Genomic DNA, 26,849 nt, shown 5'->3' with positions numbered 1-26,849 from the left:
GGGGCCCGATCCACCGCCGGGAGGAGTGTATTCGGTGTCGGTCCCGCCCCTCGCCCCGACCATGCGTACCGGCTGGGAGGCCCTCCAGCGGCTTCCCTCCGACGCTGACCCCGACCAGGTCCTCAGCGCCGCGGGCGAAGATCTCGCGGCGCTGGGCGAGCAACTCCAGGAGTCCGCCGAGACGGCCCTGCGGTTCCAGCCCGTCCAGGTCAGCTTCGTCGACGACCCGGCCTGCCTGGAGGTCCAGGTCGAGGGCCCGAACGGCGGGCAGACGGTCCGGCTCGGCCTCCGGGTCATCCTCGCCGCCCGCAACAAGGACCTCGGCCCGCTCGAACTGCTGGCAAGTGCGCTGGTCGCCCCGAAACCACTCGCCGACACCTGGCGTCCGAAGCGGATCGGGCAGGCGCTGCCACCCTCCGGCGACCAGCTGCTGGCCCGGCGGGAGATGTACCGGCTCACGCCGGCCGCCGAGGAGGTGGACAGCAACCTGAACACCGGCCACCACGTCCTGGTGACCGGGGACCACGGTTCCGGGCGGTCCGCACTCGCCGCGCACTTCGCGACGAAATACCTGAACGACAACCGGGGCGTCATCTGGCTGAACCTCAGCGACCCGGCCGACGGCCCCGAGTCCGTCGCGGCGGCGCTGCTCCAGCTCGAACGCCTCCGCGACTACCTGCTCGTCATCGACGGCCTGCACGCCAACATCCCGGCGGCCTGGAGCGTCTTCGACTACGTCAAGCGGATCCGGCAGACCTTCGGCGTGGTCGTGCAGGTGCTGGCCACCGGCTGGACGTCGGTCGGCCGGGTGGTCGAGCGCGGTGAGCAGATTCTCGACCTGCACCAGGTCCGGCTCGACGCCACCGCGACGATCCGGCAGATGCTCGCCGACGCCACGTTCCTGGACAACGACGCGCGGCTCAAGATAACCAAGCTGGCCGGCCAGGACGTACACATCGCCAAGTCGGCGCTGGACTTCTACGAGGCGTACCGGCGGTGCCCGACCGAACTCGACCTCCAGCAGGAGTACACCGGCGGCACCGAGGACCCGATGGAGCAGCGTGCCCTCTACCACCTGGCCTGTCTCGGCGTGCTCGGGCTGGCGATGGCGAGCCGGGAGGCGGACCAGCGCTTCGACGGCCGGCCCGAACGGCTGCACGGGCGCAACCTGGTGCACCGCACCGACGACGCGTACACCATCGGGCCGCGTCGGCGCGCTCAGCTGGTCGTCGAGCATGCCCTGAAGCACTGGACCAGCGAGTGCTACGCGGAGCCGGAGGACATCATCTGGCGGCACCTCCAGGCCGGCGGGGCCCGCGCGATCCGGGCCACCCTGAGCCGGCTCGACCAGATCGTCTCCCCCGACTCGCTCCGCCACGAGAGCCTCTACCTGCTCAGCACCTGGGACCTGCTCGAACAGCTCGCCTCGTACCTCGAACGCAAGATCGACGAGGATCCCACCTGGGGAGACAGCCTCGGCGCCGCGGTCTTCGCCGCGACCGCGCTCACCCGGCTGCGCCCGGACGACACGGAACGCTGGCGGAAGATCGCCGAACCCATCCGGAACCGGTGGCAGTACGAGAACCCCGAGCAGCGGTACCCGATACCGGTCGGCGGGACGACGGACGACTTCACCGACTTCACCGTGCACATCGCCGAGGCGATGCGCCGGGAGGACGAGATCCTCGCCCAGGCCGGCAACCCGCCGGAGCAGCCGGCCGACCAGATCGACCAGATGGTGGCCTACCAGAACTGGGTGCTGGGCCTGCTGCTCGGCCTGGAGAGCAGCGCACCCGCGGACTTCCGCGACACCACCCGGATCAAGCAGCTCGTCGCGATGGCCGAGCGCGCCCAGGAGCCGGCCGGCAGCTACTACCCCGGTCGGGTGCCGTGGGTGACCGCCCGGGTGCTGATCGGGATGAGCCAGGCCGGCCAGCGCGCCGACAACCCGCTGGTGTCGAAGTCGTGCCGCTGGCTGATCGGGCTGCTCGGCAACGACGGTCGGAAGGTGCAGTGGTGGCGCAGCGGTACCGGCACCTGGAACAGCGACGAGGCGACGACCGCGATGTGCCTCACCGCGCTGACCATGACCGGATATCCGAGCCGGCAACAGCTGACCGAGGCGGCCGGCTGGCTGGAGCGCCGCTGTGAGCGGTGCGCCCACAAGAATCGGGAGCTGGACCTCGCCAACATGCTGGAGACGCTGACGCTCTGTTCCGACCTGTCGCTCCAGCCGTACCTGAAGCCCCTGCTGGAGCGGATGGACCTGGAGCTGCGCAAGCCACCGCCACCGCCGTCGGAGTCCCGGCCCGAGGAGCGGCTACGGATGCCCTTCATCACCTACCAGCTCGCCAACGTCGTCTGGCAGACGGTCCGGACGGAGTGCCGCGCGCTGCTCAGTGACGTGTTGAGCACCCAGCGCGGCAGCGCGGTGTCGCCGGTCGAGGTTCCCCTCAACGGTGCTGGTGGGGACGTCTTCGAGCCGCCGAGGCTGGTGGAGGCGCGGCCCTGCGGCCTCCGGCCGGGCCAGCTGGGCATCTGGCACAACGCCTCGAACCAGCTGATCAGCGCCATCAACGACCAGATCAACAAACGGGCCAAGGTACCGGTCCAGACGGTCTCGGTCCAGCGCAGCCTCGCCCAGTTGCTCGCCCAGCGGGACACCTGGCAGGAACTCTCCGGCGAGCTGGCCGAATCCGCGCCACGGCGGGTGCTGGAAGGGCTGGACCGGCTCGGCCGGCAGGTCCTCGACGTGGCATGGCCGAAGCTGCCCTTCCCGGTCGTCTACTGTGACGAGTCGCGCAACGGCGGACCGGGGCCGGACGAGGAGCGTCCGGCGTGACCGTGATCCCGCCCGCGCCGTCGTCGCTGAACTTCCTCGCCGGGATCTTCGCGGGCGCCGGGATCAACCTGATCACGTCGGTTTCCACCGGTCCCGAGGGCGAGGTGTCCACTGCCAAGATCGCGCTGGACGCGCTGCTCTGGGTACTCGCCGCCGCCTTCCTCACCTGGGCCGCCCAGGTGTTGGAACACGGGGAACGCGACGCCGACCTCTACATCGACCGCGACTTCAGCGATCGGGAGAAGCAGGACATCCGCGAACAGTACCTGCGCGGCGCGTTCCGGAAGGCGCGCATTCCCCTGGTGCTCACCGGAATCGCGTTGGTCGGTGCGATTCTGCTGCTGCCCCGGTTCATCCAGTGGGGCGAGCTTCTCTGATGCGGGCAGGGTCGGATCGGTGGCGGGACGACACCGGCGACCGGCGACCGGTGGCGGCCCGTTCCGATGGCCGAACGGAGCCCCGCCGACGCTTTCTCATCCTGCATGGCTGGCAGAACCACCGGCCGGTCGGCCACTGGCAGCGGTGGCTGGCCGAACGACTCACCGCCGCCGGCCACGACGTCTGTTATCCGCAACTCCCCGACCCCGAATTTCCGGTACTCAAGGATTGGCTCGCGGCGACGGAGCAGGCCCTGGCCCGGGCACCCGGCGCCGAGCAGGCGGTGGTGGCACACAGCCTCTCCTGCGTGACCTGGCTCCACCTCGCCCGCCAGGGCAGCGTGCACCTGCCGGTCGGCCGGGTGCTCCTGGTCGCGCCGCCGGGCCCTCGGTTCCTCGCGGAAACGGCGGAACTACGCGGATTCCAACTCCCAACCGATGCGCTGGACGTGATCCATTCGGGGTCGCTCGCCGTACCCCGATTGGTCTGTGCCGACAATGATCGATACTGCCAGCCGCCAGCCGATGCCGTTTATGGCCGACTGTGCGATGTCGACCGGGTGAACGGCGCAGGGCACCTCGACATGGCGGCCGGTTACGGACGCTGGTTGTCGGCGCTGCGGTGGTGTGAAGATGCCACGTACCGGCTGAACGCCGAATAGCCGGGGTGGACCCGTTTGCCTAGCATTCGGGAATGGACCCGACGCTTGCCGAACTGGCCCGGTCGCTGCGGGAGAACGGCTCCGCCAGCGCTCGGGAGCAGTCCATGGTCCGGTTTCGGTCGCGGGTCGCCGGGATCGTGCGCGGGCGGGCTTCGTACGCTCCGGGCCCGGGAGCCGGAACCCCCGACGTCTGGACCGACGGCACGGGCGGTCCGCCCGCCCTCTCCATCAAGGTCGTGCTCTGGGACGGCCGGAGCCTGGCCGCCCGGGTCACCGAGCTGTCGGCGGCCGGGCTGGCCCTCCGCCGGAACCTCGGCGACGACGGTCGGCTCGGGCTGCTGCTCGTCGTCCTGCCGGCCGAGCCGGCGACCGACCTGTCCGGCCTGGGCCCGCAACTCGCCGGCACCGGGTTCGACCGGATCGCGGTCGGGGTGGCCACTCCCGAGGGCGGCTGGTCCACACTCGACCGTAACGGCGTACCGACCCCGGTCGCCGACCTCGACGCGGCGGTGGCCCACCTCCGCACCGCCGAGGAGCCGCCACCGCCGAGCGCCCCGGACATCCACCCGGCCGGGTCGGACGGGGCGGACGGGGCGAGCGCGACCCGGTTCCTGCTCGTCGCCGACGAGTGGCACTCCGAGGCGGGTGGCATCTCGACCCTCAACCGGGAACTCGCGGTCGCGCTGGCCGAGGTCGGCGTCGACGTACGGGTGATGGTGCCGACCGCCACCCAGCAGGATCGGGACGCCGCGCTGAAGGACGGCGTCCAGCTCGTCGCCCCCGATCCCGTACCGGGCATCACCGGCAAGGAACTGCTGCTCACCCGGCCCGGCTTCGACGACGAGCCGTACCGGCCGGACGTGATCGTCGGGCACGGCCGCATCCTCGGTCCGTACGCCTACGCGGCACACCACCACTACTTCCCGACCGCCAAGCGGGTGCACGTCGTACACATGGATCCGGACCGCCTCGGCCAGGCGAAGGAGGAGCCGGGCGGCCCGTCCCTGATGGTGACCAGCGACGAGCGGCGCGAGTTGGAGGTGCAGCTCGCCATCACCGCCGACCTGGTCGCGGGGGTCGGACCGCACCTGAGCAGGACGATCGACAACCTGATGCGGGGCCGACTGTCGACCCGACCACCCGTCTTCACCCTGATCCCCGGGCTGCGGGACTGGGGCGGCGTCGTCGACCTGGACGACCTGCCGGACCGGCGTCAGGTGCTGCTGATGGCCCGGGCCGAGGACGTCCGCTCCAAGGGCCTGGACATCGCGGTCAACATGGTCAAGCGGGCGATCGAGGAACTCGGCGACAGTCTCGACGAGCGGCCCGCCCTGGTCATCCGCGGGGTACGCCCGGAGGACGCCGACGAGGTCAAGGCCCGGCTCGACCCGCTGGCCAGCCCGGAGCTGGAGGTCTTCCTCCGCACCTACTCGCCCGACGAGGCGATGCTGCGCAACGACCTGTGGGCCTCCCGGGCGGTCATCATGCCGTCCCGGCACGAGGGGTTCGGGCTCGCGGCGTACGAGGCGATCGCTGCCGGCGTACCCGTGCTGATCACCGCGGAGAGCGGGCTGGCACAGTTGCTGACCAGCCAGACCCGGGACGGCGAGCGCCGGGCGCCCCGCGAGGTGCTCCGGGTCCGGGGCGGCGACAGCCAGGTCGTGGAGACCTGGGCGCAGGCACTGTACGAGACCCTGGTCGACCCGGTCACCGCCTTCGGCCGGGCCGCCGAGCTGCGCGGGCAACTGCTGGAGAGGGTGAGCTGGCGGCGGACCGCGCTGGATCTCCTTGCCCGCCTCGGCTACCCCGCCGACCCGAGCTGACCCCCGGCCGGTGGCGTGCCGCTGTGGCCCCGGGCCCGATCCCGTGCCACCGGCGGTCCTAGCGGGACGGACGCCCGGCGAGCGCCGCGGCGGGCCAGGCCAGCAACAACACGAAGGGGTACGCGAACAGCGTGTCGACCACCAGCCGGGAAGACTGCGGTTGGTACTCCCAATCGAAGATCCAGAGCAGTAGCAAGCTCGGCAGCATCCCGGCGGCGGCAACGGCGGCGACGGCCAGGCCACGGTTGCCGAGCCGCGCGGTCGCGGCGAGCGCCGCTTCGAGGACGAGGCCGGTGCCGAGGCAACCGCCGACCAGGGTCAGGAACCAGATGTCGGGATGGTGCTCCCAGAAGTAGAACTCGACCGGGATCCCCCACGGCAGACGGAAGATGTCCCGCCCGGTCTGTACCACCACGAGCCCGACCAGCCCGGCGACGACACCGGAGACCACCTGCGCCACGAACGCGACGCCTCGACGGCGAGCCCAGATCCCGGCCAGCAGACCCGCAAGCGGTATGAGCTGCCAGGCGTACCGGTCCGTCCAGTACGGCAGCGGGCCGTCGTATCCGGCCAGCATCGGGTAGGCGGTCATCGCCGCACCGACTACCGCGCCGAGCAGCACCGCGACGGCGAAGGTGACGGCTGCCGGGCGCGGTGCCGGGGCCGGCTCGCCCGGGATCGACCGTTGCGCGACCGGGCCGGCGGCCATCGTCGGCGCCGCTGTCGGTGTTGGCGGTGTTGACGGTGTTGTGGGTGTCGGTGGGGGTGTCGTCGGCGTTGTTGCTGTCGGCGGTGTGGGTGGTGTGGGTGTGGGTGGTGGCGGTGGTGGTGTGAGGGCCTGCGCTGGGTGGGTCCGGACCGGTGGCGCCGGGTCGACCGGGGTCGGTCCGCCGGACGGCGGTGCGTGCAGACTGCCATGGGCCACCACCAGCTCCGGCTGGTCGATGACCGTCGGCGCCACGCCGAGCGCCCGGTGCAGCATCGTGGCGACCAGCGGGATCCGGCTGGACCCGCCGACCAGGAAGACCCCGGCCAGCCGGTCGGCGGTGACCCCGCTGCCGAACAGCGTCGACGTGGTCAGGACCACCGTCCGCTCCAGTAACGGCCGGGCCAGCTCGTCGAACTCCGTACGGGTGAGGTGGAACTCGCGGTCCAGCCCGGGTAGGACGATCGGCGCCGTGACGAATCGGCTGAGCTGTTCCTTGGCGGCCCGCGCCTCCTGCTGCGCCTGCTGCCAGCGACGCGCTTCGCTGAGTCCGAGCCGCGCCCCGGTCTCGTCGGCACCGGCGTGGGTCACCATCCACTGGACGATCGCGGCGTCGATGTCGACTCCACCCACGTCGTCCAACCCGGCGGTGGCGCGTACCTCCCAGCCGCCGTCAGGCAGCCGCCGCACCGCGCTGATGTCGAAGGTGCCGCCCCCGAGGTCGTACACCACCAGGGTGCCGCCCGGCTCCACCCGGTGGCCGAGCACCTCGGTGAAGTAGAACGCGGCGGCGACCGGCTCGGCCAGCAGCCGGACCGCACCCCCCAGCCCTGCGCCAGCCGCCGCCCGCGCCAGTACTCCGCGCCGCTGGGCACCCCAACTGGCCGGATGGGTCAACACCACCGACGTGGGCGTGGTGCCGAGCGCACGCCGCGCGGTCTGGGCCACCCGGGACAGCACGGCTCGTACCGCCTCTTCCACCGTTGTCTCGACATCGCCCAGCAGCAGCGTCCCGTCGGCGATGTGGCGCTTCGGATTGGGCTCGGACCGGCCGGGATCGAGCCGGGAACCGCGGAGTGCGTCGTGTCCCACCAGCAGTTGACCGGTTGACTGCGCGAACACCGCGGAGGGCAGCAGCGGCGACGCGTCGAACAGCAGCGACTCGGTCCGGCCGCTCGGCATCCGTACCGCGGCAACGGTGTGCGAGGTGCCGAAGTCGACGCCGAGGGCGGCTGGCGTGGTGAGCACGCAACGGACCGTATCAACGGTCGTCGAGCTGCACGTCCCGGCCGCGGTCGGTTCACGGAGCGGGATTGGCGGCGTCACGCCACTGTCCCGGGGTCATCCCGTGGCTGGCGCGGAAGCGTTTGATGAAATAGCTGACGTCCGGATAGCCGACCCGACGGCTGATCGCCGCAACGGTCAGATCGGTCTCGGTGAGCAACAGGCGGGCCTGCTGCATCCGGCGCTGCGCGATCCACTGCGCAACGGTCCGGCCGGTCTTCCGGCGTACGACGGTGGTGAGATGACCGGTGGTGAGCGCGAGTTCGCCGGCGATGTCGGCCAGCGAGATGGGCTCGTGGTAGCGCTGCTCGATCGCGTCGAAGACCGCCCCGAGCAGTGGCTCGTTCGAGGAGCGCAACTGGTCGGCAACGCCGGTCGACAACCGGGCGGCGGCCACGAGTACCAGGGTCAGGTGGGCGAGGGCGGCTTCCTGGTGGCCGTCGCGCCGGGCCCGTAGCTCGACGTCGAGCGCGGCGAAGCGCTCGACCCAGGCCGCCCGGTCGGCCGCCGGGATGCGGAGCCGCTGCGTCCGGTCGATTCCCTGCGCGAACGGGAAGAGCAGCGGGTGCGTCCGCCACGACGAGTACGCCCCGGACATACCGGGTCGCACCACGTCGGCGGGAAACCAGACCACCCAGCCGTCGGTGGCGACCTCTTCGTGTGGGTCGAACGAGACGACCTGCCCCGGCGCGATGACGAAGAGGTCCCCGTCGGTCACCGTCCACGTCCGGCCGTCGATCCGCACCGTCCCGTCGGCTCGGTGCGCGTAGAAGAGCGCCAGGAAGTCGTGGGTGTGCGCTTCGCCGGTGGCCGGGCCGACGGTCGGCGCCCGGTCCCCGACCCGGGCCACGGCGATCGGAGCGCGGCCGGGTACATGCCCGAAGCCGATGACCGGCACGCCCTGTCCGGTCACCCCGACAGCCCGGGGCGTTGGAACCGAACTTTGTCGCATCCCGCCCACGGTTCCGCCATTGTCCGCGTCTTCGGCCCGCATGAAGCTGAGAGTACGACCGAACTTCATCGGATATGGAGCGCGAGATGATCGGACAGGCCAACACCAGTCGCGAGCGGCACTACCTGCCCGCCATGGGCAAACATTGGCTGCTGCCCCTCTACGACCCGTTCACCCGGCTCGCCGGTGTCGGACGCACCCACGACCAGCTTCTGGACCGCGCCGACATCCGACCCGGCCAGCGGGTCCTGGAGATCGGCTGCGGCACCGGTAACCTCCTGCGGGCGCTTGGGCGGCGCCATCCGGACGTCGACGCGCTGGGCATCGACCCGGACCCGGCCGCGCTGCGCCGCGCCCGCCGCAAGGCGGCCCGGGCCGGGTTCCCGATCCGGTACGAGCGCGCCTTCGCCGACGAACTACCGTTGCCCGACGACAGCTTCGACCGGGTACTGTCCGCGTTCATGCTGCACCACCTGGCCTCAGGCGAGCGGGCGCGCGCGTTACAGGAGGTCCGGCGGGTGTTGCGTCCCGGCGGTGAACTGCACCTGGTTGACATCGACGGCACGCCGTCCGGGCGGGTGACCCGCCGGGCGCACCGCCATCCGCGCCTGGCGGAGAGCCTCCCTGAGTGGGTGCTGACCGCGTTGGCCGATGCCGGCCTGACCGACGTCGCGGAGAACGGTCGCGGCGGGACCTGGTTCGGCGGCGTCGTCTTCTACCGGGCCGTGGCGGGCCGGACCGGGTAGCCCGGGCGGCTCCTGCGGCACCGGAGGCGGTGCGCGAGGACCGACGGACAGACCGCTCGGGCTACCGCTCCCCCGCCGGCTAACCGTTCCAGATCGAGATCGTGGCGTTCCCGAGGTGGGGCCGGCCCACCTGGCGGCCGACGGCTCGTGGCACATCGTGACCAACGCCCGGGCCCGGGTCAGGGCGCCGCCGGTGGGGCCGGCGGCGGCAGGAAGCGGCCGCGCGCCGCAGCCACGATCGACCGTACGGTGATTCCGCCGATCAGGGCCGAGATGGCCGCCAGTACCAGGTACGTGTAGACGCGGTGACCCGGCGGTTCGCCGTCGGTGATCCAGTGCAGGGCGGCCGTCGCCACCGCCGACCAGGAGAACGTGAACGCCCAGAAGCTGGGGGCGAAGCGCAGCCGCAGGTAGAGCGGGAGCAGGCGGATCTGGGCGAGGACCAGCAGCAGCCCGTACCCGGAGACCAGCGTCACCCAGATGTCGATCCGGCCGCCGTTGAGGGCGAAGAGCGCGATCCCGGCCAGCGCGGAGGGGGCCGCCTCGATCGCGAGGGTCGGGATGAGTGGCGTGGGCAGCGGCGGCCGGACGAAGAGGCGGTTCAGGGTCAGCGAGCCGAGGACCAGCCAGCAGATGAGCCCGAGCCCGAGCATGATCTCGGCCAGGGTGCGCTGCCCGACGGCGGAGGCGGCGGCCGAGGCGATCAACCCGCCGGCCACGGTGGGCAGGAAGTAGCCGGGGTGGATCTGGTCGATGTCGACTCGTCCGTAGATCCACTGCCCGGTTATCCAGCCGCCGAAGAGGAGCGTGAGGACCAGGAACACGTCGACGAGGATCCGGCCGACGTGCAGGTTGTGCGGGGCGACACCCTGCGCGGCGAGCAGCACCGGCGTGATGACGGCGAGCGAGACGAACGGGCTGGTGACCGGGTCCACCAGGTCGCCGACGAGGGCTCTCGGCCGGCGCAGCGCGTAGCCGGCGTACGCCGCCAGCACGGCGAGCCAGGCCAGCGTGGCGAGCGCCAACAGGGCGTTGCCGATCCAGGTCGGTACGTCGCCGTCGTGTCCGGCCAGCATCCAGGTGTTGCCCAAGCCGGCCAGCCCGAAGGGGATGCCGAAGAAGCTCGGTGGAATCCGGACGGCGACCACCTGACACCTCCCGTGACGGGGCGGTCCCCCTCGGTCGATCCGGTTACATCCTGCCCGGAAACCGATCCGCCGCGCGGTCGAATCGGTCAATCGCGCCGAGGCGGGTCGGGCGGATTCGCGACGGGCCGGTCCGGCGGATCTCGCCCCGGCGTCGATCGTCGAGTTCGGGTCCGCACGGCCCGCCCGGGCACCATCGGCGTTGGCCCGGGGAGGCAGGAGACGCGAGCGGCCGAGGCCCGGGTGGCCGTGGACCTGACGGTGGGCCAGGGCTTGCTTATGATGCTCTCCGGCCCCCGGGTCGGTCCGCCGGCAACGGGCCCAGCTTCTGGATCTGCCGGGTTCCTGGCCCGTGCTCATGAGTGGATGCCGCCGGTCGAAGGGCCAGGTCAGCCCCGGGCCGTTCCGCCCAGCCGCCACGGCGCGTCTGTCGGGGTCGCTGCCTAGGGTGTAGGAATGATTGATCAGCGCCAGGTGCTGAACTTCCGCGTTCAGGCGCAGCAGCTTGACCGGGCCGAGGGCATGCTCGAAGACACCGCTGTGCTCGATATCGGGGTGCAGGAAACCGGTCCGGACGGCGGCAGGTGGGCGCTGGCTCTGCGCGGGGTCGATGTGGCGGCGTTGTCCGGGGAGGATGTGATCCTGCTGTGGACCGTGCGAGGTGCGCCACACCTCTACCGCCGTGCTGACGTGGGGAGGGTGGCGGCCGCGGTCGAGCCGTTCTCCGACGCTGACGCCGGCAAGCGCATCTACGACGCCGCCAGGCCGTTGAAGGCGGCTGGCATCGGCATTCTGGCCGCTCTGGATGAGATGGCCGCTCAGATGCGAGCCATCGTCACGATGCCGACGGTCAAGGGTGACGTCTCCGGGCGCTTGGCCGAGGTGATGCCCGAGCCGTATCTGCGGTTCTGCCGACCGTGCGACGCTACCCACCTCTACGAGATGCCGTTCCGGTTGGCCGCCGTACGGGCCGCGTTGGAACTGCGACTCGACACATCGCCGCCGGTTCTGCAGCGCATCGCGGGCTTCAGGAAGGCCACCGCCTCGGGCGACCGATTCGACCTCATCCGCGCGTACCTTCGGCTGCTCGGTCCGGCCACGCCCAAACACGTGGCCGACTATCTCGATGCGCCGGTCAAGGACGTGAAGGCACTCTGGCCCGAAGATGTGATCGAGGTGACCGTCGGCGGCGAGACACGCTGGCTCCTGGTCGCCGACGAACAGGCCCTGGCATCGGCCGAGACCAAGGCAACCCGGCTACTCGGCCCGTTCGACCTTTTCCTCCAGGCCAAAGACCGAGCAACGCTGGTGCCGGGCACGGCTCACGCCAAGGAGTTGTGGCCGGTGCTGGGTCGCCCCGGCGCCGTCCTGGTCGACGGTGAACTCGTCGGCACCTGGCGTCCCCGCAAGTCCGGGAAAACGTTGAAGGTCGCCGTCCAGCCGTGGCAGAAGCTGACCGCTACCACGCGCAATAACGTCGTCGAACAAGCGGAACGCCTCGCCGCGTACCGCGCCGTTTCCCTCGCCGGGGTCGAATTCGCCACCTAGTACGGCTGCCGCACACCGTGACCGACAGGTTGCTGTGGTTCCGGCTGGCTAGTCCACCTGTCGTGCGCTTGCCAAAGTGCCGATCTTTTCGACAAGGGCCACGGGTACCAGGAAGGCGATGTCCCACGTTTCGTCGTCGTGTCCGATGAGGACCGTCGCGGTCTCAGGACCTGCGTCCTCCGCAGGAGCGCACCAGAAGACCCTGCTGCCGGCGCTTGTTCCCGCCGCGATCGCCCTACGTTCGTTCCACACGGCGGCTCGGATGCCACTGAGCTGGGCCAGGTCCTCGAAGGTCGACCAGACATTCAGTTCCCAGTCGTCGCCACCTTGGAGCTTCAGCACCACCTCGTGCGGCGGACCCGCAGCGCCGAGTGACATGTCGATGATCGGTTGCATGCGGCGATCGTAAGCCGGGAAGCGGAGACCCAGATCGAACAGCGGCATTCCGCGTCCTGCTGTGCAAACACCGGCTCGGATACGTGTTGGCGGTGTCCTGCAGTCACCTGGTTCCGCTCGACGACGGGCCGTACCAGGAACCATCGCTCCCGTCACAGGTCGCGGCCACACGAAGTCGGAGACGCGCGGTCATGCCGGGCAGCGCGACGGTTGCGCGGCAGGCTCGCTTCGTGACCGACACCTCCGGCGCCGGCAGGGATCAGGTAGCCGAACTTTTGCTGTGCTCAACGCTCGCCCTCGTCCTTCGAACCCGAGCCCCATTCCCACATTGCTTGCAGCACCGGTGCGAGCGCACGTCCGCGGTCGGTGAGGGCGTAGCGCACCCGCGGGGGCCAACCGGGCGTCCGCCGTCGATCGAGTACAGCCGCCTCGGTCAACTGCGCGAGTCGATCCGCGAGGGTTTTGTCCGAGAGCTTCGGAAGGGCCTGGGCAAGCTCGCTGAAGCTGCGATCACCCTGTAGGAATTCGCGGATCACCAGGGCGGTCCACCGGCCACGCAACACCGCCAAGGTGACATCCACCGGGCACGACGGGTGTGGTTCGACCGTACGACCCGAGCAGGCGTCTATCAGCCTCGTTGCCTCATAGCCAACCGTTTGGTGAGCCACGAATCCGCCTCCTAGCCTCGCTGCGTACGCCGCACAGCAACATCGTCAGTCGGGAGCATCATGCGAATCCATCATCTCAACTGCGGCTCGTTGCGGGAGATCACACCGACCGGCGAAGGGCAGCGGCCACTGCCCGGCGTGTGCCACTGCCTGCTCGTGGAGACCGACAGCGACGGGCTGGTCCTGGTGGAAACCGGCTTCGGCCTCGGCGACATCGAGGCGCCGGAGCGGTCACTGGGCGAGGAGTTCCTTGGCTGGGCCCGGCCTGCGCTCGACCCGGACGAGCCGGCCCTCCGGCAGATCGCCAGCCTGGGCTTCGCCCCAGAGGACGTACGCCATGTCATCCTCACCCACCTGCATCGCGACCACACCGGCGGCCTACCCGATTTCCCCTGGGCCACCGTGCATGTCCATGAGAACGAGTACGAAGCGGCGATGACCAGTGGGCGGTATCCGCACCAGGCGCATTGGGCACACCAGCCGAACTGGGCCAGATACAGCTTCACCGAGGGTGAGCGGTGGTTTGGTTTCGACCGGGTACGCCAGCCGATCGGACTCCCCTCCGACATCCTGCTGGTCCCGTTGGTCGGGCACACTCCGGGGCACATCGCCGTCGCGGTCAGGGACGACGACCGTTGGCTGCTGCACGTCGGCGATGCCTACTACCACCACGGAGAGCTGGCACCCGAGCCCGGACGAGTACCACCCTTCCTGGTCTCCCTGCAGTCCGGCATAGAGACCGACCCAGCGCAGCGGCTGGGCAACCTTGAGCGGCTGCGGTCCCTCGCCCGCGACCACCTGACGGAAGTGGCCATCGTATCGGCGCACGATCCCTGGGAGTTCCGCCGATACGCCAACCGATGAGCTGCTGCGGAATCTCCGTGACGCCGCCCGACCGGGGAACCGCGTCTCGCACTGCGTTTCAACTCCTTCGCAACGGCTTCCGGGTCATGGCGGGCGAGGGCGGCGCGACGCTGGACCGCTTCGGCAGCTCGGTTCCCGCGGCCGGCCTGCTCGCGATCGATCGCGCCGACGACCGTCTCGGGTGTTCGCGGTCAGCGTGACGATCGGGGTGGTGGCCGGCGGCCCGGATCGTGCAGGGTGTGCTCCATGAGGGCCGGTTTCGTTCTGGTGCACAGTCCGTCGGTCGGGCCTGCGACATGGGCGCCGACAGCGCGGGAACTGGAGGACTCGGGGGCGGTCGTGGTCGTGCCGTCGCTGGTCGGGGTGGCGGAAACCGGCCCACCATACTGGCGGTCCGTCGCCGAGACGGTCAGCGCAGCGATCGACCAGTTGCCCCGGGATCAGCCTGTGGTGATCGTGGCGCACAGCAACGCGGGTCTCTTCGTGCCGGTGATCGTCGAGGCGGCCTCGCGGGAGGTGGCCGGCTGCCTGTTCGTGGATGCGGCCTTGCCGTCGCGTAGCGGACCCACACCCGTCGCGCCGCCTGAGTTGCTGGACTTTCTGCGTCCGAAGGCGGTCGGTGGTCGGCTGCCGCAATGGACGGCGTGGTGGGAGGAGTCGGACGTCGTACCGATGTTTCCGGACGCCCAAACGCGGAGTGCGGTGTCGGCCGAGCAGCCTCGGCTCCCGTTGAACTATTACGAGGAGCTCGTGCCCACCCCGGTCGGCTGGGACGACCGGCCGTGCGGTTATCTGCTGTTCGGCCCGCCGTACGAGCCGGTCGCTGAGGATGCGGCCAAGCGAGGGTGGGCCGTCGACCACATTCCCGGCCGGCATCTGCATCAGTTGGTCGATCCGGGTGCCGTGACGGAGCGCATCGCGGCGATGACCCGAGAATGGTCGCCCAAGGTTTGAGCCAGTCGTGATCCGGCGCGCGCGAATCTGCCACCGGCCCGGCGGCACGTTCGGGCAAGCGGGTGGTGAGGTGGGACGTGAGGTCGTGCCGCTGCACGGACGGTCGCCGGATTCAGGTCCGCCGAGCACAGCGTGTCGATGCCGGGCCGGAGCATGGTTCAGCTGGTTGCGCCGCAACTGCCTTCATGTCGGGCTCGGCCCGAGCCGTGGTGCGGTGGGTTCGGGCAGGGTCCGGAACAGCAGCCAGCTCAGCGCCGGCATCAGGACGAGAGGTGCCAGGGCAGTCCGCAGTGACGTTGCGTCGGCAAGGCTGCCGATGAGTGGGCTGACCAGGCCGCCGATGCTGACAGTCAGGCCGAGGGTGATCCCGCTGGCGGTGCCGACCCGCGAGGGCAGGTAGTCCTGGCCGAGCGTGACCTGCAGCGAGAAGGGGACGTACAGGCCGGCTGAGGCCAGTGCCACGAACAGGTACAGGGCCGGACCCGGCACGAACACCACGCCCGCGACCGATCCGATCGTGATCAGGTACGACCAGCGGGAGACCGTGACCCGGTCCCAGCGCCCCGCCAGCGTACCGCCGAGAACGGAGCCCACGGCGCCACCGAGGTAGAGCACGAAGAGTGCCAGACTGCCTGCCACGGTGCTGCCGCCCATGCGTTGCGCGGCGTAGAGCGAGATGAAGGTACTCAATCCCACGAACACGATCGACCGGCACGCCACGGCCAGCGCCAGCCTCACGAACGACGCTCTGTCATCCGGCCCAGCCGGCACCGCCGCAGCGGTACCGGCGGCCTGCCGCTGCCCCAGCGCGCGCAGCACGGGTAGGCACAGTACGGCGGCTGCGAGCGCTGGCAGCACCAGCAGCGGCGTCAGGCGCAGCCCACCCGTGGCCACAGCCGCGCCGACCATGAGCGGGGCCAGCGCGAAGCCGAGGTTGCCGCCCGTCGAGAACCAGCCCATGGCGGCGTGGCTGCCTTGGCTGACAATCCGGGCGACCCGTGCGGACTCGGGGTGGTAGGCAGCCACACCGATCCCGGAAACCGCTACGAACAGCAGGGTGAGCCCGTAGGAGCCGCTCATCCCGCTCAGGGCGATGCCCACACCGCCCAGCAGGGTGCCGACCGGCAACAGCCAGGGCATCGCCCAGCGGTCGGTCAGGGCACCGAACACCGGCTGCACCACCGACGACAGCAAGGAGGCGGCCAGCACCACGCCAGAGACAACCGCGTAGCTGTATTCGCGCTCAGCGACGAAGAACGGGACCAGGGAGGCCACCGCGCCCTGGTAGACGTCGACGCAGGCGTGCCCGACCGAAAGGAGAGTGATCGAGACGTTCCTTCGCATCACGTCATGATCAGATCCCGTAGCCGTGTCGCGCTTCCGATAAACTGACGGATGATGACGAAAATCCGCCACAATCCGGTGGCGCCGACCCGCACCCAGCGGCTGGCGTCGGGCGGCACGATCGACGCCCATCGGCACGACGACCACCAGATCGTCTACGCCGGCCGTGGGGTGCTGGCCGTCACGACCAGCGCGGGTTCCTGGGTTGCCCCCGGCACCCGCGCCATCTGGGTTCCGGCCGGCACCGTTCACGCCCACAGGGCCCATGGGGAACTGGAACTGCATCTGGTGGGGCTGCCCGCGACCGACAACCCGCTCGGCCTGGATACCCCGACCGTGCTCGCGGTGGGCCCGCTGCTGCGTGAACTGATCATCGCCTACACCCGCACTCCCGACGACGACAGTCCCGAACGGATCCGGTTGCGCGCGGTACTTCTCGATCAGTTGCGGGCCTCCCCCCAACAACCGCTGCACCTGCCCACGCCGGCCTCGCCCCTGCTGCGCACGCTCTGCGACATCCTGCGAGCCGATCCGGCCGACAGCCGCACGCTCGCCGAACTGGGCCACCAGGTCGGCGCGAGCGATCGCACCCTGTCCCGGCTCTTCCGCAGCGACCTCAACATGACGTTTCCACAGTGGCGCACCCAGTTGCGGCTGCAACACGCACTGGTCCTGCTGGCCGAGAAGACCGCGGTCACCACCGTCGCGCACCAATGCGGCTGGGCCTCCACCAGCGCCTTCATCGACGTCTTCCGGCGCGCATTCGGCCACACGCCGGGCTCCTACCCGACCGGCTGATCGACGAGTCGCGGCAGGCAACCGCCGCCGCGACCAGGGCCATCCCCGTCGTTCGCTCCTGACCAACCGCCGGGACGTCTACGCTCTACCGCGTGCCGGTTTCACCGTCGCGGCCTTGCTCGTACCGGAACCGGTCCAGTCGGCGTCGTGCGTGCACGTCCGCCTCGGCTCGATCGGCCAACTCGCGCAGCAGTCCGGCCTTGACGAGCAGATCCATGTGCCACAGGTGTGCGTTGTGCCGGTAGGGGTCACGGCTGTAACACTCGGCGAACTCACCGACCAGGACGATCGCCGTAGCCCAGTCACCGCGCGCCTCGGCCGCTTCCGCCGATGTCTGGTCGAACCGCGATCTCACCGCATCAGTATGGCCCTCTGGTTGCAACGCACTCATCCAACGCTGGTGGAGCGCGTCCGCCGCCGGCACGCCCGTGGCTATCGGTGGCTGTTGCGGATCTGCCACCAGCCCAGTACGCCGTACCAGACCATGACCGGCAGATGGAGGCCGTAGCCGAGCTGTTCCAGCGTTGCCGACGGGCCCTCGATCCCGGTGGTCCATGGCAACAGAACCGCAGCAAGGCCGGAGGCGACGGCGATCAGGCCGGTACGACGAAACGCGGTGGGCAGCGGTACGCCGAGCGCGGTCGTCACGGTCGCGGCGACCCAGAGCAGCCCGGCGAGGTTGACAGCCCACTTGGCGGTGACGAGGACCGCCCCGGCCACGACAGTGGTCGTCGGGTCGGTGGGATCGGCGGCCAACCGGGTCAACGCGAGGTTTCCGGCGTCGTGGAGCAGGCCCGCCAAGCCGGCACAGGCCAGCAGTCCGCCGGCGAGCGTCACCAGGTGTGGCTTACCGCCGGTGGGGCGGGCCGTCGTCACGAGCCCGGCCGCGAGTAGGGCGAGCCAGCCGACGACATCGAGGCCCAACCCGATCAGGTGCGACCCGACCCGGGCGTTCACCACGGCCAACACGGCAGCGGGATCGGCCGGATTAAGGGTCAATCCCGATGGCACGACAACGGCCACACCGGCGAGCATGGCCGACAACGAAATCAACAGCAGCGCGCCCGTCAGCCGGGCCGCCGAGCGCTGGTCAGCGGGACTCATGGCGGCACGCTAAAACCCTGACACAGGGAGAGGGTCAAGCCAGGAGGAGGGCGGCGTGTGGCGGATCGGGGAGCTGGCGAGGATGGTCGGGGTGTCCGAACGCACCCTGCGGCACTACGACAGGGTCGGCCTACTCGCTCCTGCCACAGTGGACCGCACCACCCGCTACCGGTGGTACGGAGTAACCGAACTGGCCCGCCTGGAACGCATCCGAGGGCTACAACACCTCGGGCTGTCACTACGCCAGATCGCCGACGTCCTGGACGCCCCCGACGAGCAGCTACAGCAGGCCCTGACCGAGACCGTGAACGCCCTTCGCCGCGACCTCGCGGCCAAGGCCGCAGCCGTGGCCATCGCCGAGGACCGGCTCGCCACACCGATGTCGGTCCTGCCCCAAACGGCCACGGTGGGCCCGCGCCGCCTGTACGTGCGCCACCTGCGCATCGCCCACCCGTCCGCGCTGGCCGCCCTGTGCCCGCCACCACCGACGACCCTGCTCACCTGGCTCACCGGACACCCCACCGGGAACTTCGTCGCGGCAGTCCCGGCCGACCGGGGCGGCGAACGCCTCGACCTGCCCGCCCGTACGGTGGTGCGGGCCGTCGTCCCACCGGCAACCGGAGTGGTCCGCGCCGGCCTCGACCTCTTCGACTGGCTGCACCGGCGTGCCCTGACCGTCGCCGGCCCCACCCTGGAGGAGCACCTGGTCGACGCTGACCACGCCGTCGCGACGGTCCTGGAGGTACCCGTGCGACCCGCGACACCTTCGACCCGCCGCGACGCCGGCACGAACCCGCACTGATGCCGCACCACGGGCACCGGGCCTGGGCCGGTCGTCCCAGTGCGTGTCGGTGGCAGGGTCGGCTGGTAACGGGAGGAGTCGGCCGAGGCGAGAGCCTCCGCGATCCGCCGACAGGTTTCGATATCGCTCGGCCGAATCCCCGAACGGCAACCGCCGCTCGGGCGGTTTGTGCCGCGCGAGCTTCTCGGAGAGCAGGCGGAGGTCGGTCGAGACGGAGCGAGGCTAGGGTCGCGCCAGCCGCGCCAGCCGAGCGATGAACGCGTTCGCTGCCGGAGTCGGTCCCAGTCGGCTCCAGACCAGGTGCTCCAGGCGGTACGACGTGTTCACCACGGGTACCACGGTCACGCCGGGCAGCCGTACCGCGAAGGTGGAGGCGAGGAGGGCGACGCCGAGACCTTCGGCCACGAGCCGCGCCATGATGTGCGGGTCGGTGATCTCGAAGGCGACCGTACGCTCCAGGCCGGCGGCGGCGAACGCCCGGTCGGCCTGGACCCGGCCGGTGGTCCCGGCGGGAAAGTCGACGAACCTCTCGGCGCAGATCGCCTCCAGCCGGATCCGTTCGTGGCCGGCGAGTCGATGGTCCGGAGCCAGCAGCGCGGCCAGCGGGTCGCGGGCGAGCTGCTGGCTGTTCAGGTCCGGGATCTCGACCTCCTCGGCCAGGCCCAGGAACGCGACGTCGAGCGCACCGGCGCGAACCCGGTCGGCCAGGTCGTCGCTGCCGGCCGTCAGCAGGCTGATCCGCACCTGCGGGTACTCCTGATGGAAGACCCGCAGCGCGGCCGGCACGTCGACGGCCGCCACGGTCGGGATCATGCCGACGGCGAGCCGACCGCGGATCTCGCCGGTCGCCGCGAAGACCTCCGCCTGCACGCGCTCCGCCGCCGCGAGGCACTCGCGGGCGGCCGGCAGCAGGGCCGCGCCGGCCGGGGTCAGCGCCACCGACCTGCTGGTGCGGTGGAAGAGCCGCGCACCCAACTCCTGCTCGAGCTTCGCGATCTGGTGACTCAACGCCGACTGTACGACGAAGCACCGCTCGGCCGCCCGGGTGAAGTTGCCGAGTTCGGCCACCGCGACGACGTATCGGAGTTGCTGAAGGTTCACTCGGCAATCGTCGATCACGATCGAACGCATGACAACAATGCGTTGGACTCATCACTGCTGACGCCACAGGCTGGTGGCCATGGGAACCTCCACCGGCACGCGGACACTCGTCACGGCTTTCGCGCCGGCGGTGTGGGGCACGACGTACGTCGTGACGACCGAACTCCTGCCCGCCGGGCATCCGCTCTTCGCCGGCCTGGTCCGATCGCTGCCGGCCGGACTCGTCGTGCTGGCGGTGCTCCGCGTGCTACCCCGCGGCGTGTGGTGGTGGCGATCGCTGTTACTCGGCGCCCTCAACATCGGGTTCTTCTTCCCGCTGCTCTTCGTCTCGGCCGAGCGGCTGCCCGGCGGTGTCGCGGCCACCCTCGGCGCGACCCAGCCGCTGGTCGTGGCGGGCCTCGCGGTCGGCATCCTGCGGGAGTCGCCGTCGTGGTGGCGCATCGGCTGGGGCGTGGCCGGAGCGGCTGGCGTCGGATTCGTCGTCCTCGGCCCGCAGGCGGGTCTCGACCCGGTCGGTCTCCTCGCCGGGCTCGCGGGCGCGTTGTCGATGGCCCTCGGTGTGACGCTCACCAAGCACTGGCGTACCGACGAGGTGCGCCCGGTGGTGTTCGCCGGCTGGCAGTTGACCGCAGGCGGGTTGGTCCTGCTCCCCCTGACCGCGCTCTTCGAAGGTCGCCCTCCCGCCGTCGACCTTCCCGGGCTGGGCGGGTACGTCTGGCTCGGGCTGGTCGGCGGGCTCGTCGCGTACGCCGTGTGGTTCCGTGGCATCGGCACCCTGCCCGTCGCCGCCGTCGCGCTACTCGGACTGATCTCGCCGCTCGTCGCCGCTGCACTCGGCGCCGTCGTCCTGGACCAGACCTTCGGCCCGGTCCAGGCGCTCGGCTTCGGCCTGGCACTCACCGCGCTCGCGGCGGGGCAGTTGTCGGCGGCCCGGAGCGGCGGACCGGGCGACGCACCCACTCCACCGGCGGAGGCGATCGACGTGACAGGCTCTGGTTCCCGCACCGTGCCAACCCCGCCGACTCCCGGCACCGTCCCGACGGCAGGGCGGGCCAGGACCGCACCGGGGACGCCGGGACTCCAGGAGCCGCCTCGCCCTGTACGCCGACGAGCAGCGGATGCGCCTCTGGGCCAACCCCTACCGGCAGACCGTCATGTCTGACCAGCCACGCACCCCGCCCCGCAGTCGTCGGCCGGGTTCGCACCAGGAGGAGAAATGACCAACGGGACTCTGGCCCGGTTCGTACTGCTCGCCCTGCTGTGGGGCGCCAGTTTCACCTTCATCAAGGTGTCCCTGGAAGGGCTCACCCCGGCGCAGATCGTGCTGAGCCGGCTCGTCCTCGGCGCCCTGGTGCTCCTGGCCATCGCCGCCGTCCGAAAGGTCGCCCTCCCCCGTGGCGGCCTGGGCGTCTGGGGACACCTCGCCGGCGCGGCCCTGTTCGGCAACGTCATCCCGTTCCTGTTGCTGTCCTACGGCGAACAGGGCACCGGAGCGGGCATCGCCGGAGTTCTGGTCGGCAGTACGCCACTGCTGACCCTGGCTCTGGCCGCCGCCGCGCTGCCCAGCGAGCGCGCCACCACACGCAAGGTCGTCGGCCTGGTCGGCGGATTCGTCGGCGTGGTGCTCCTGGTCGGGCCGTGGCACTCCGAACTCGGCACGCTCAGCGGCCGGCTGGCCTGCCTGGGTGCTGCGGTGAGCTACGCGATCGGCTTCGTCTACGTCCGTAGGTTCCTCTCCCCACGTGGCCTCGCCCCACTGTCACTGGCCGCGTCACAGTTGGTCGCCGCCGCCGTGCTACAGGGCCTGGCCACCCCGTTCCTGGCCTGGCAGACCCCGGAGATCACCGGCCGGGTCGCGGGCAGCGTCCTGTTCCTCGGCGTGTTCAGCACCGGGCTGGCCTACGTGCTGTACTTCCGGCTCATCGGCGATGCCGGGGCCACCGCCGCGTCCGCGGTCAACTACCTGGTCCCGGTCTTCGCCGTGCTGATCGGCGCCGTACTGCTCGGAGAGGCGATCACCTGGAATCTCGTCGTCGGCGGCCTGGTGGTCCTGGTCAGTGTGGCCTACGCGGAGAACCGCATCCGGCCCCGCGTCACGCGCGACGACATGTCAGCCGAGCAGACCGGTCAGCCCGGACGCCGGCCAGCGCGGCACGAGTAACACGTCGGAGACCGGTGGCTCGGCGGCACGCTGCCGGGCCCGAAGTCGCCCCTGGTCGGTCGGCTGGGCTTCCGCGCTCTGCGTGGTGCTGAGCCGGGCCGGCGCGGCGACGCGGAGCGGCTCCGATCACGCTGTCTCAAAACCGACGTACGCATCTTCTAACCGACCCGTGAGCTGGCCGAGGCGTTGCGCAGGCTCCCCACCCGGTGATCCCGGCGTCGCCGTACGCCACCACTGGTGGATCCCGACACGGCAGGGAGGGCCGGCCCCTCGCGGACCGGCCCTCCCCTGGCGTCGCCTGTCAGTACGTGCCGAGGTCCTGCCACGGACCGTTGGGCTCGCCCGGCTGCTGGTTCCGGCTCCACCACCTGGCCTTCCAGGTGTGGCCGTTGTGCGCGACCGTCTCGCCGCCGGTGTAGACCCAGGATGCGGTCCAGGCCCGGACACCGGCCCCGGCCGCCGGGACGAGAGCGCCCTGCTCCCGCCACGCGCCCGTCGTGGTGCTGCCCGGCTTCTCGTTCTGCGTCCACCACTGGGCGATGTAGGTCGCCCCGTTGTAGGACACCTGGTCGCCGTTGTTGTACACCTTCTTCGGGTCCCACGCCGGAACCGCCGGATTCGGCTCGACCAGCGTGAAGGTGACGGTCGTGACGTTGCCCGCCACGTCGTACACCCGCAGCTCGTTGGCCCCGGGTACCGCCCCGAACACACCGGGCTTGACCCCGTTGAGGTCGGAGTAGGTGTTGTCGGTCAGGTCCTTCGGCACCCCGTTCAGGGTGAGCTTGTCGACCTTGCCGGCGTCGAAGAGCTTGAACGAGACCAGCTCGTACCCGGCGGCGGGCGTACCGACCGTCTCGGTGGCGCCGTCCTTCACCGTCACCGTCGGGCCCGTGACATCCAGCTCGAAGGTGAGCGTCGTGACGTTGCCCGCCACGTCGTACACCTTCAGCTCGTTGCTGCCGGCCCTGCCGCCGAAGACACCCGGCCGCACCCCGTTGAGGTCGGAGTAGGTGTTGTCGGTCAGGTCCTTCGGCACCCCGTTCAGGGTGAGCCGGTCGACCTTGCCGGCGTCGAAGAGCTTGAAGGAGACCTCGCGGTAGACCCCGTCCCGCCCCTTCGACTCCGGCTTCACGGTGATCGTCGGAGCGGTCGTGTCGGGCGCGGCCGGGATCGCGATGTCGGTCCGCATCCGGGGCAGCTCGGCCTCGTCGCCGAGGTAGAAGCTGGCGAACCCGAACTGGTCGTAGCCGGTGTTCTTGTTCGCCACCCCGAGGCGGTACATCGGGTCGTGCATCAGCGTACGGATGCCGTACTCCGTCGGCGACAGGGTCGTGACGATGGCCAGGCGGTTGTCGGACGCGCGGAGCACCAGCTCCTCGCGCCAGTCGCCCAACAGGTCGGCCTTGAGCGTGGGCGTGCTCTTGTTGCCGGTCGACGTCAGACCGGTCGCGAGATACGGGGAGGTCGCGAAGGTCAGATCGTCGACCGTGCTGATGGTCGCGTTGCTGGCGGCCATCGCCGTCAGGCCACCGCCGAACCAGATGGCGTACTGGCCGCTGCTCAGGTTGCGGTTGCCGTTCAGGAGTTCGCCGGTGACCATGCTCCGGGCACCGTTCTGCGAGTGTCCCTGCGCACCGGGCCAGCGGTTGGAGAAGTTGCCGGCCACCGCGCCCTCGGCGTCGGTGCCGGCGTAGACGCCGAAGACCATCGAGTTCTCGTGGACGATCTGGCCCTGGTCGTTGCGCCGCTTGCCCTTCATCGGGTCGTGGGCCTCCGGTCCGGGCATCCAGCCGTGTTGCCGCCCGGTGCGGATGTCGTCGAGCAGGTTCTCCTCGCTGCCGGACCACATCCGGATGCGGTCGTCCTTGTCGACCGGGAGTAGTGCGTTGCGGTCGCCGTGCCGCAGCGGAGCCCAGGTGTTCTGCGGGTTGTTCCGGACCGCGTCGGTGGCGAACTCGAAGCTGCCGGCGACCGGAGGTACGCCGTTCTGCCCCTCGATCGTGGGCATGGTGTCGCCGTTGATCACCTCGGGCAGGATCTTGGTGCCGTCGGCGCTCAGGTCGAGAACCATGGCCTTCATCACGATCTCGTCGCGGCCGTCGCCGTCGAGGTCGCCCGAATCGGTGTGATGGTTGCCGCGGTTCTGGTAGTCGTAGGCGGTGCCGCCCAGCGACCAGTACTGCGGGTCGTTCGAGTCGAAGCTGGCCTGGAGGGTGACCTTGCCGTCGACGATCCGGAAGGCGGCCATCGTCGTCCGCACGTAGTAGCCGCGCTGCGAGACCGCATAGTTGTGCTTGCCGTCCAGGGCGGCCACGACGCCGACGTAGCGGTTGGCGCGGTTGCCCTGCGCGTCGCCCCAGACCGCCGCCTTCCAGGGGTGCTCAAGCCAGTACGCCTCCGAGGGGGCCATCATCTGCGACTTGTAGTCACCGGGCCCGCTACCGGCGCCGGGACCGGGGTAGGCCAGGTAGGAGAAGTTGCCGCGCTGGGTGGCCGGCGTCATGGCCCAGTTGTCGCCGTCCACGCTCCCCTCGTAGGGATGCGGATACTTGGCGCTGTCCATGAGTACGCCCTTGCCGGCGGCGGCGTCCCACCGGAAGGCCGAGAAGAACTCCTGGTCGTCCTTTGCCGGGCCGATCGGGCCGACGTGGTACGTCTTGATCCACCGCTTCAGGGCCGGATCGTTGACCCCGTCGTTGCCACCTCCGGCCACCGGGCTGCGGTAGCTGATGGTGAAGCTGTTGAGCAGCGACCAGTAGGTGTCCAGAGCCGCGGTATTGCCGCTGGCGAAGTACTCCTGGAACTTGTCCGTGGTCGTCTTCAGGCCGTCCTCCCCGCCCACGACGGTGCCGAGGGTGTTCGGGTAGACGACGGACTGCGACGCCTCGTCCCAGTTGCCGATGCGGGTGCCCAGCCCGGTCTTGAGCATCAGCTCGGCCTTGCCGTCACCGTCGAAATCCTCGGTGAACAGCGTGGTCTCGTGGTCGTTGGCCGCCCGCACGTTGTAGCCCATGTCGATCCGGAACAGCATGGTGCCGTCGAGCTTGTACACGTCGATGTACTCGGGTGCGGTGGTGGTGTTGCTGCCGCCGAAGATCGGCTCGGAATACATCGGATCCTGCTGCGTGCTGCGCCACTTGACGACGATCTCGTATTCGCCGTCGCCGTCGAAATCGCCCACCGTCATGTCATGGGTGGAGTAGGGGCTGCTCTGCGAGGTGTGTATCGCGCCGGTGCTGGTCTTCGCGTAGGGAAGCGACGTGCCGGAATCCAGGTTCTGCACGTACTTGATGAACTCGGCTTCCAGTTCGTCGTAGAGCGCCTTGGTGATTTTGCCGTTCACCAGAGAGTTGGTCAGCGGCCGAGGGGCGGTGTAGGTGGCGACGCCGAGCGCGTTGGGGGTCATGTTGTGCTCGTTGAGCGCGGCGACCCAACCGTCCAGCTGCTCCTGGGTCACGGTCGCCTGATCGTCGTACGCCACCCGGAACGCGCGCAGCAGGTTCATGTCGACGACGTACCAGTTCTGGTTCTCGGTACCCGGGATGACCATGTTGGCCGCGTTCAGGTTGGTACCCGGGCCGAACCGCTGGTTGCGGTAGGTGAAGTGGGCGAGCGGCACGGGAGCCGGCGCGGGCTTGAGCGGGATGTAGGTCGCCGCGCCCCGGCCCGCTTGGCCAGCCTGGCCGGCCAGGGCTGACAGCATGGGCACGCTCATGCCCTGCCGTTCGCCCTCGACGCCGTTGACGACCGGAGCGACTTCGTACACGGAGCTGAGCGCACCGTCCGGGTCGGTGTAGTTGGACGGGGTGACGTCTTCCTTGACGATGCCGGGGTTGGTCTCGTAGTTGCTCTCCGGCGCAACGTCCCTGGGCGCGATCGTGGTGATCTTCGCGAAGTCGGCGTCGCCGTCTTTGCGGTAGACGTTCCAGGAGATGCCGTCGGGTTCGTTGCCCAGGAAACGCCAACTCAGCAATATGCCGTCCGGGGTCTGGGCGGCGACCAGGCCGCGGGTCAGATACTCCATCGGGCGCAGGCTGGACGCGGGGGCAGCGCTCGCAGCCGGAGAACCGAAGCCGGACAGTGACAGACTCAGGACCAGCGTCAGGGGCAAGGGTACGAGGGTACGCAATGTCTTTCGCACTTTTTGGTCTCCATCTCGCATCGCCCTGCGTTGGGCAAGCGCTTTCCCCGCATCCTGCCCCCTACCGCCGCGTCGCGCAAGATCCAACTCACCGCACGGCGGGCGCTCTCCACCGTCGCCGAGCAGGTCAGGGCGCCCCTCGGCGGACCACCGAGAACCTCGTCCGAATAGGTCGGACGCGGCGCCGAACCGCCGGGTCAAGGTGGATTCAGGGCTCCGCAACGACAGGTCGTTGACGAATTGGGTTGCGGTGAGTATCCTCATACGTCATACGTATTAGATAGATACCTTTCGACGTTTCGATACGACTTCGCAGCGAAGTCCACGACGACTGGGCCGTGGCTCGCACCCGAGCCGCAGGTGGAAAAACCCATCCCCGCCGCCACACGGTGTACCGGTCGACATCTGATTCGCCGTGATTCATCGCGGTC

General features: G+C 70.1%; 22 protein-coding genes. 12 read left to right on the top strand and 10 right to left on the bottom strand.

Annotated elements, in window-relative coordinates:
* Window positions 1–34: 34 nt before the first annotated feature.
* Genes C6361_RS00290 through C6361_RS00275 form a run of 4 tightly spaced genes read left to right on the top strand, consistent with a single transcriptional unit; the run spans window position 35 to window position 5,704 of the window.
* A complete protein-coding gene (locus tag C6361_RS00290) occupies window positions 35–2,842 on the top strand; it encodes a hypothetical protein (protein WP_159079090.1) in 2,808 nt (935 codons plus the stop codon).
* Window positions 2,839–3,219: a hypothetical protein gene (locus C6361_RS00285; RefSeq protein ID WP_107259929.1), complete on the top strand. Its 381-nt coding sequence runs from the start codon at window positions 2,839–2,841 to the stop codon at window positions 3,217–3,219. The genes C6361_RS00290 and C6361_RS00285 overlap by 4 nt, the downstream gene beginning before the upstream one ends.
* A gap of 50 nt (window positions 3,220–3,269) precedes the next feature.
* Window positions 3,270–3,881, top strand: coding sequence for an alpha/beta hydrolase (locus tag C6361_RS00280; protein WP_199853181.1), 612 nt, complete (start codon window positions 3,270–3,272; stop codon window positions 3,879–3,881).
* 32 nt (window positions 3,882–3,913) lie between these two features.
* Window positions 3,914–5,704, top strand: coding sequence for a glycosyltransferase family 4 protein (locus C6361_RS00275; protein ID WP_107266333.1), 1,791 nt, complete (start codon window positions 3,914–3,916; stop codon window positions 5,702–5,704).
* Between the two features lie 58 nt (window positions 5,705–5,762).
* Here the strand turns inward: C6361_RS00275 and C6361_RS00270 are convergent, their stop codons facing one another.
* Together C6361_RS00270 and C6361_RS00265 are read right to left on the bottom strand one after the other, a co-directional pair.
* Window positions 5,763–7,658 carry an Hsp70 family protein gene (locus C6361_RS00270; RefSeq protein ID WP_107266332.1) on the bottom strand — a complete coding sequence of 632 codons (1,896 nt, stop codon included), beginning with the start codon at window positions 7,656–7,658 and terminating at the stop codon, window positions 5,763–5,765.
* Window positions 7,659–7,710: 52 nt separating this feature from the next.
* The gene (locus C6361_RS00265; protein ID WP_107270633.1) at window positions 7,711–8,592 is read right to left on the bottom strand and encodes an AraC family transcriptional regulator; all 882 of its coding nucleotides are present in this window, start codon (window positions 8,590–8,592) and stop codon (window positions 7,711–7,713) included.
* 140 nt (window positions 8,593–8,732) lie between these two features.
* On the opposite strand from C6361_RS00265, the gene C6361_RS00260 reads away from it, so the two are divergent.
* A complete protein-coding gene (locus C6361_RS00260) occupies window positions 8,733–9,392 on the top strand; it encodes a class I SAM-dependent methyltransferase (RefSeq protein WP_107270632.1) in 660 nt (219 codons plus the stop codon).
* 179 nt (window positions 9,393–9,571) lie between these two features.
* On the opposite strand, the gene C6361_RS00255 is transcribed toward C6361_RS00260, so the two are convergent.
* Window positions 9,572–10,540 carry a hypothetical protein gene (locus C6361_RS00255; RefSeq protein ID WP_199853180.1) on the bottom strand — a complete coding sequence of 323 codons (969 nt, stop codon included), beginning with the start codon at window positions 10,538–10,540 and terminating at the stop codon, window positions 9,572–9,574.
* A gap of 453 nt (window positions 10,541–10,993) precedes the next feature.
* Here C6361_RS00255 and C6361_RS00250 point away from each other — a divergent pair, with 453 nt between their 5' ends.
* Window positions 10,994–12,085, top strand: coding sequence for a winged helix DNA-binding domain-containing protein (locus C6361_RS00250; protein ID WP_107266330.1), 1,092 nt, complete (start codon window positions 10,994–10,996; stop codon window positions 12,083–12,085).
* A 48-nt stretch (window positions 12,086–12,133) separates the two neighbouring features.
* Here the strand turns inward: C6361_RS00250 and C6361_RS00245 are convergent, their stop codons facing one another.
* Both C6361_RS00245 and C6361_RS00240 read right to left on the bottom strand, forming a co-directional pair.
* Complete coding sequence (locus tag C6361_RS00245; RefSeq protein WP_107266329.1) at window positions 12,134–12,529, bottom strand: hypothetical protein; 396 nt, start codon at window positions 12,527–12,529, stop codon at window positions 12,134–12,136.
* Window positions 12,530–12,765: 236 nt separating this feature from the next.
* A complete protein-coding gene (locus C6361_RS00240; RefSeq protein WP_199853179.1) occupies window positions 12,766–13,062 on the bottom strand; it encodes a helix-turn-helix domain-containing protein in 297 nt (98 codons plus the stop codon).
* Window positions 13,063–13,239: 177 nt separating this feature from the next.
* Between C6361_RS00240 and C6361_RS00235 the strand changes: the two genes are divergently transcribed.
* Together C6361_RS00235 and C6361_RS00225 are read left to right on the top strand one after the other, a co-directional pair.
* Window positions 13,240–14,013, top strand: a complete 774-nt coding sequence (locus C6361_RS00235) for an MBL fold metallo-hydrolase (RefSeq protein ID WP_234359225.1) — start codon at window positions 13,240–13,242, stop codon at window positions 14,011–14,013.
* A gap of 246 nt (window positions 14,014–14,259) precedes the next feature.
* Window positions 14,260–14,967, top strand: coding sequence for an alpha/beta hydrolase (locus C6361_RS00225; protein WP_107270631.1), 708 nt, complete (start codon window positions 14,260–14,262; stop codon window positions 14,965–14,967).
* Between the two features lie 183 nt (window positions 14,968–15,150).
* On the opposite strand, the gene C6361_RS00220 is transcribed toward C6361_RS00225, so the two are convergent.
* Window positions 15,151–16,311, bottom strand: a complete 1,161-nt coding sequence (locus tag C6361_RS00220; protein WP_107270629.1) for an MFS transporter — start codon at window positions 16,309–16,311, stop codon at window positions 15,151–15,153.
* A gap of 51 nt (window positions 16,312–16,362) precedes the next feature.
* On the opposite strand from C6361_RS00220, the gene C6361_RS00215 reads away from it, so the two are divergent.
* Window positions 16,363–17,109, top strand: coding sequence for a helix-turn-helix transcriptional regulator (locus tag C6361_RS00215; protein ID WP_234359224.1), 747 nt, complete (start codon window positions 16,363–16,365; stop codon window positions 17,107–17,109).
* Window positions 17,110–17,194: 85 nt separating this feature from the next.
* Here the strand turns inward: C6361_RS00215 and C6361_RS00210 are convergent, their stop codons facing one another.
* Together C6361_RS00210 and C6361_RS00205 are read right to left on the bottom strand one after the other, a co-directional pair.
* A complete protein-coding gene (locus C6361_RS00210) occupies window positions 17,195–17,464 on the bottom strand; it encodes a hypothetical protein (RefSeq protein ID WP_107266326.1) in 270 nt (89 codons plus the stop codon).
* A 77-nt stretch (window positions 17,465–17,541) separates the two neighbouring features.
* On the bottom strand, window positions 17,542–18,213 hold the full coding sequence (locus C6361_RS00205) for a hypothetical protein (protein ID WP_107266325.1): 672 nt from the start codon (window positions 18,211–18,213) through the stop codon (window positions 17,542–17,544).
* Window positions 18,214–18,268: 55 nt separating this feature from the next.
* On the opposite strand from C6361_RS00205, the gene C6361_RS00200 reads away from it, so the two are divergent.
* Window positions 18,269–19,015, top strand: a complete 747-nt coding sequence (locus tag C6361_RS00200) for a MerR family transcriptional regulator (RefSeq protein WP_107266324.1) — start codon at window positions 18,269–18,271, stop codon at window positions 19,013–19,015.
* A 222-nt stretch (window positions 19,016–19,237) separates the two neighbouring features.
* Here the strand turns inward: C6361_RS00200 and C6361_RS00195 are convergent, their stop codons facing one another.
* On the bottom strand, window positions 19,238–20,116 hold the full coding sequence (locus C6361_RS00195; RefSeq protein WP_107266323.1) for a LysR family transcriptional regulator: 879 nt from the start codon (window positions 20,114–20,116) through the stop codon (window positions 19,238–19,240).
* Window positions 20,117–20,195: 79 nt separating this feature from the next.
* On the opposite strand from C6361_RS00195, the gene C6361_RS00190 reads away from it, so the two are divergent.
* Both C6361_RS00190 and C6361_RS00185 read left to right on the top strand, forming a co-directional pair.
* Complete coding sequence (locus tag C6361_RS00190; protein WP_199853178.1) at window positions 20,196–21,278, top strand: EamA family transporter; 1,083 nt, start codon at window positions 20,196–20,198, stop codon at window positions 21,276–21,278.
* Window positions 21,279–21,332: 54 nt separating this feature from the next.
* Window positions 21,333–22,277, top strand: coding sequence for a DMT family transporter (locus C6361_RS00185; RefSeq protein ID WP_107266321.1), 945 nt, complete (start codon window positions 21,333–21,335; stop codon window positions 22,275–22,277).
* Between the two features lie 301 nt (window positions 22,278–22,578).
* Here the strand turns inward: C6361_RS00185 and C6361_RS38935 are convergent, their stop codons facing one another.
* Entirely contained in the window at window positions 22,579–26,301 is a 3,723-nt protein-coding gene (locus tag C6361_RS38935) for a carbohydrate-binding protein (RefSeq protein WP_159079089.1), read from the bottom strand.
* Between the last annotated feature and the right edge of the window lie 548 nt (window positions 26,302–26,849).

This window comes from Plantactinospora sp. BC1 (assembly GCF_003030345.1).
GTDB lineage: Bacteria > Actinomycetota > Actinomycetes > Mycobacteriales > Micromonosporaceae > Plantactinospora.
Note: the sequence above shows the minus strand (reverse complement) of the source record. Positions and strands in the feature narration are given on the sequence as shown.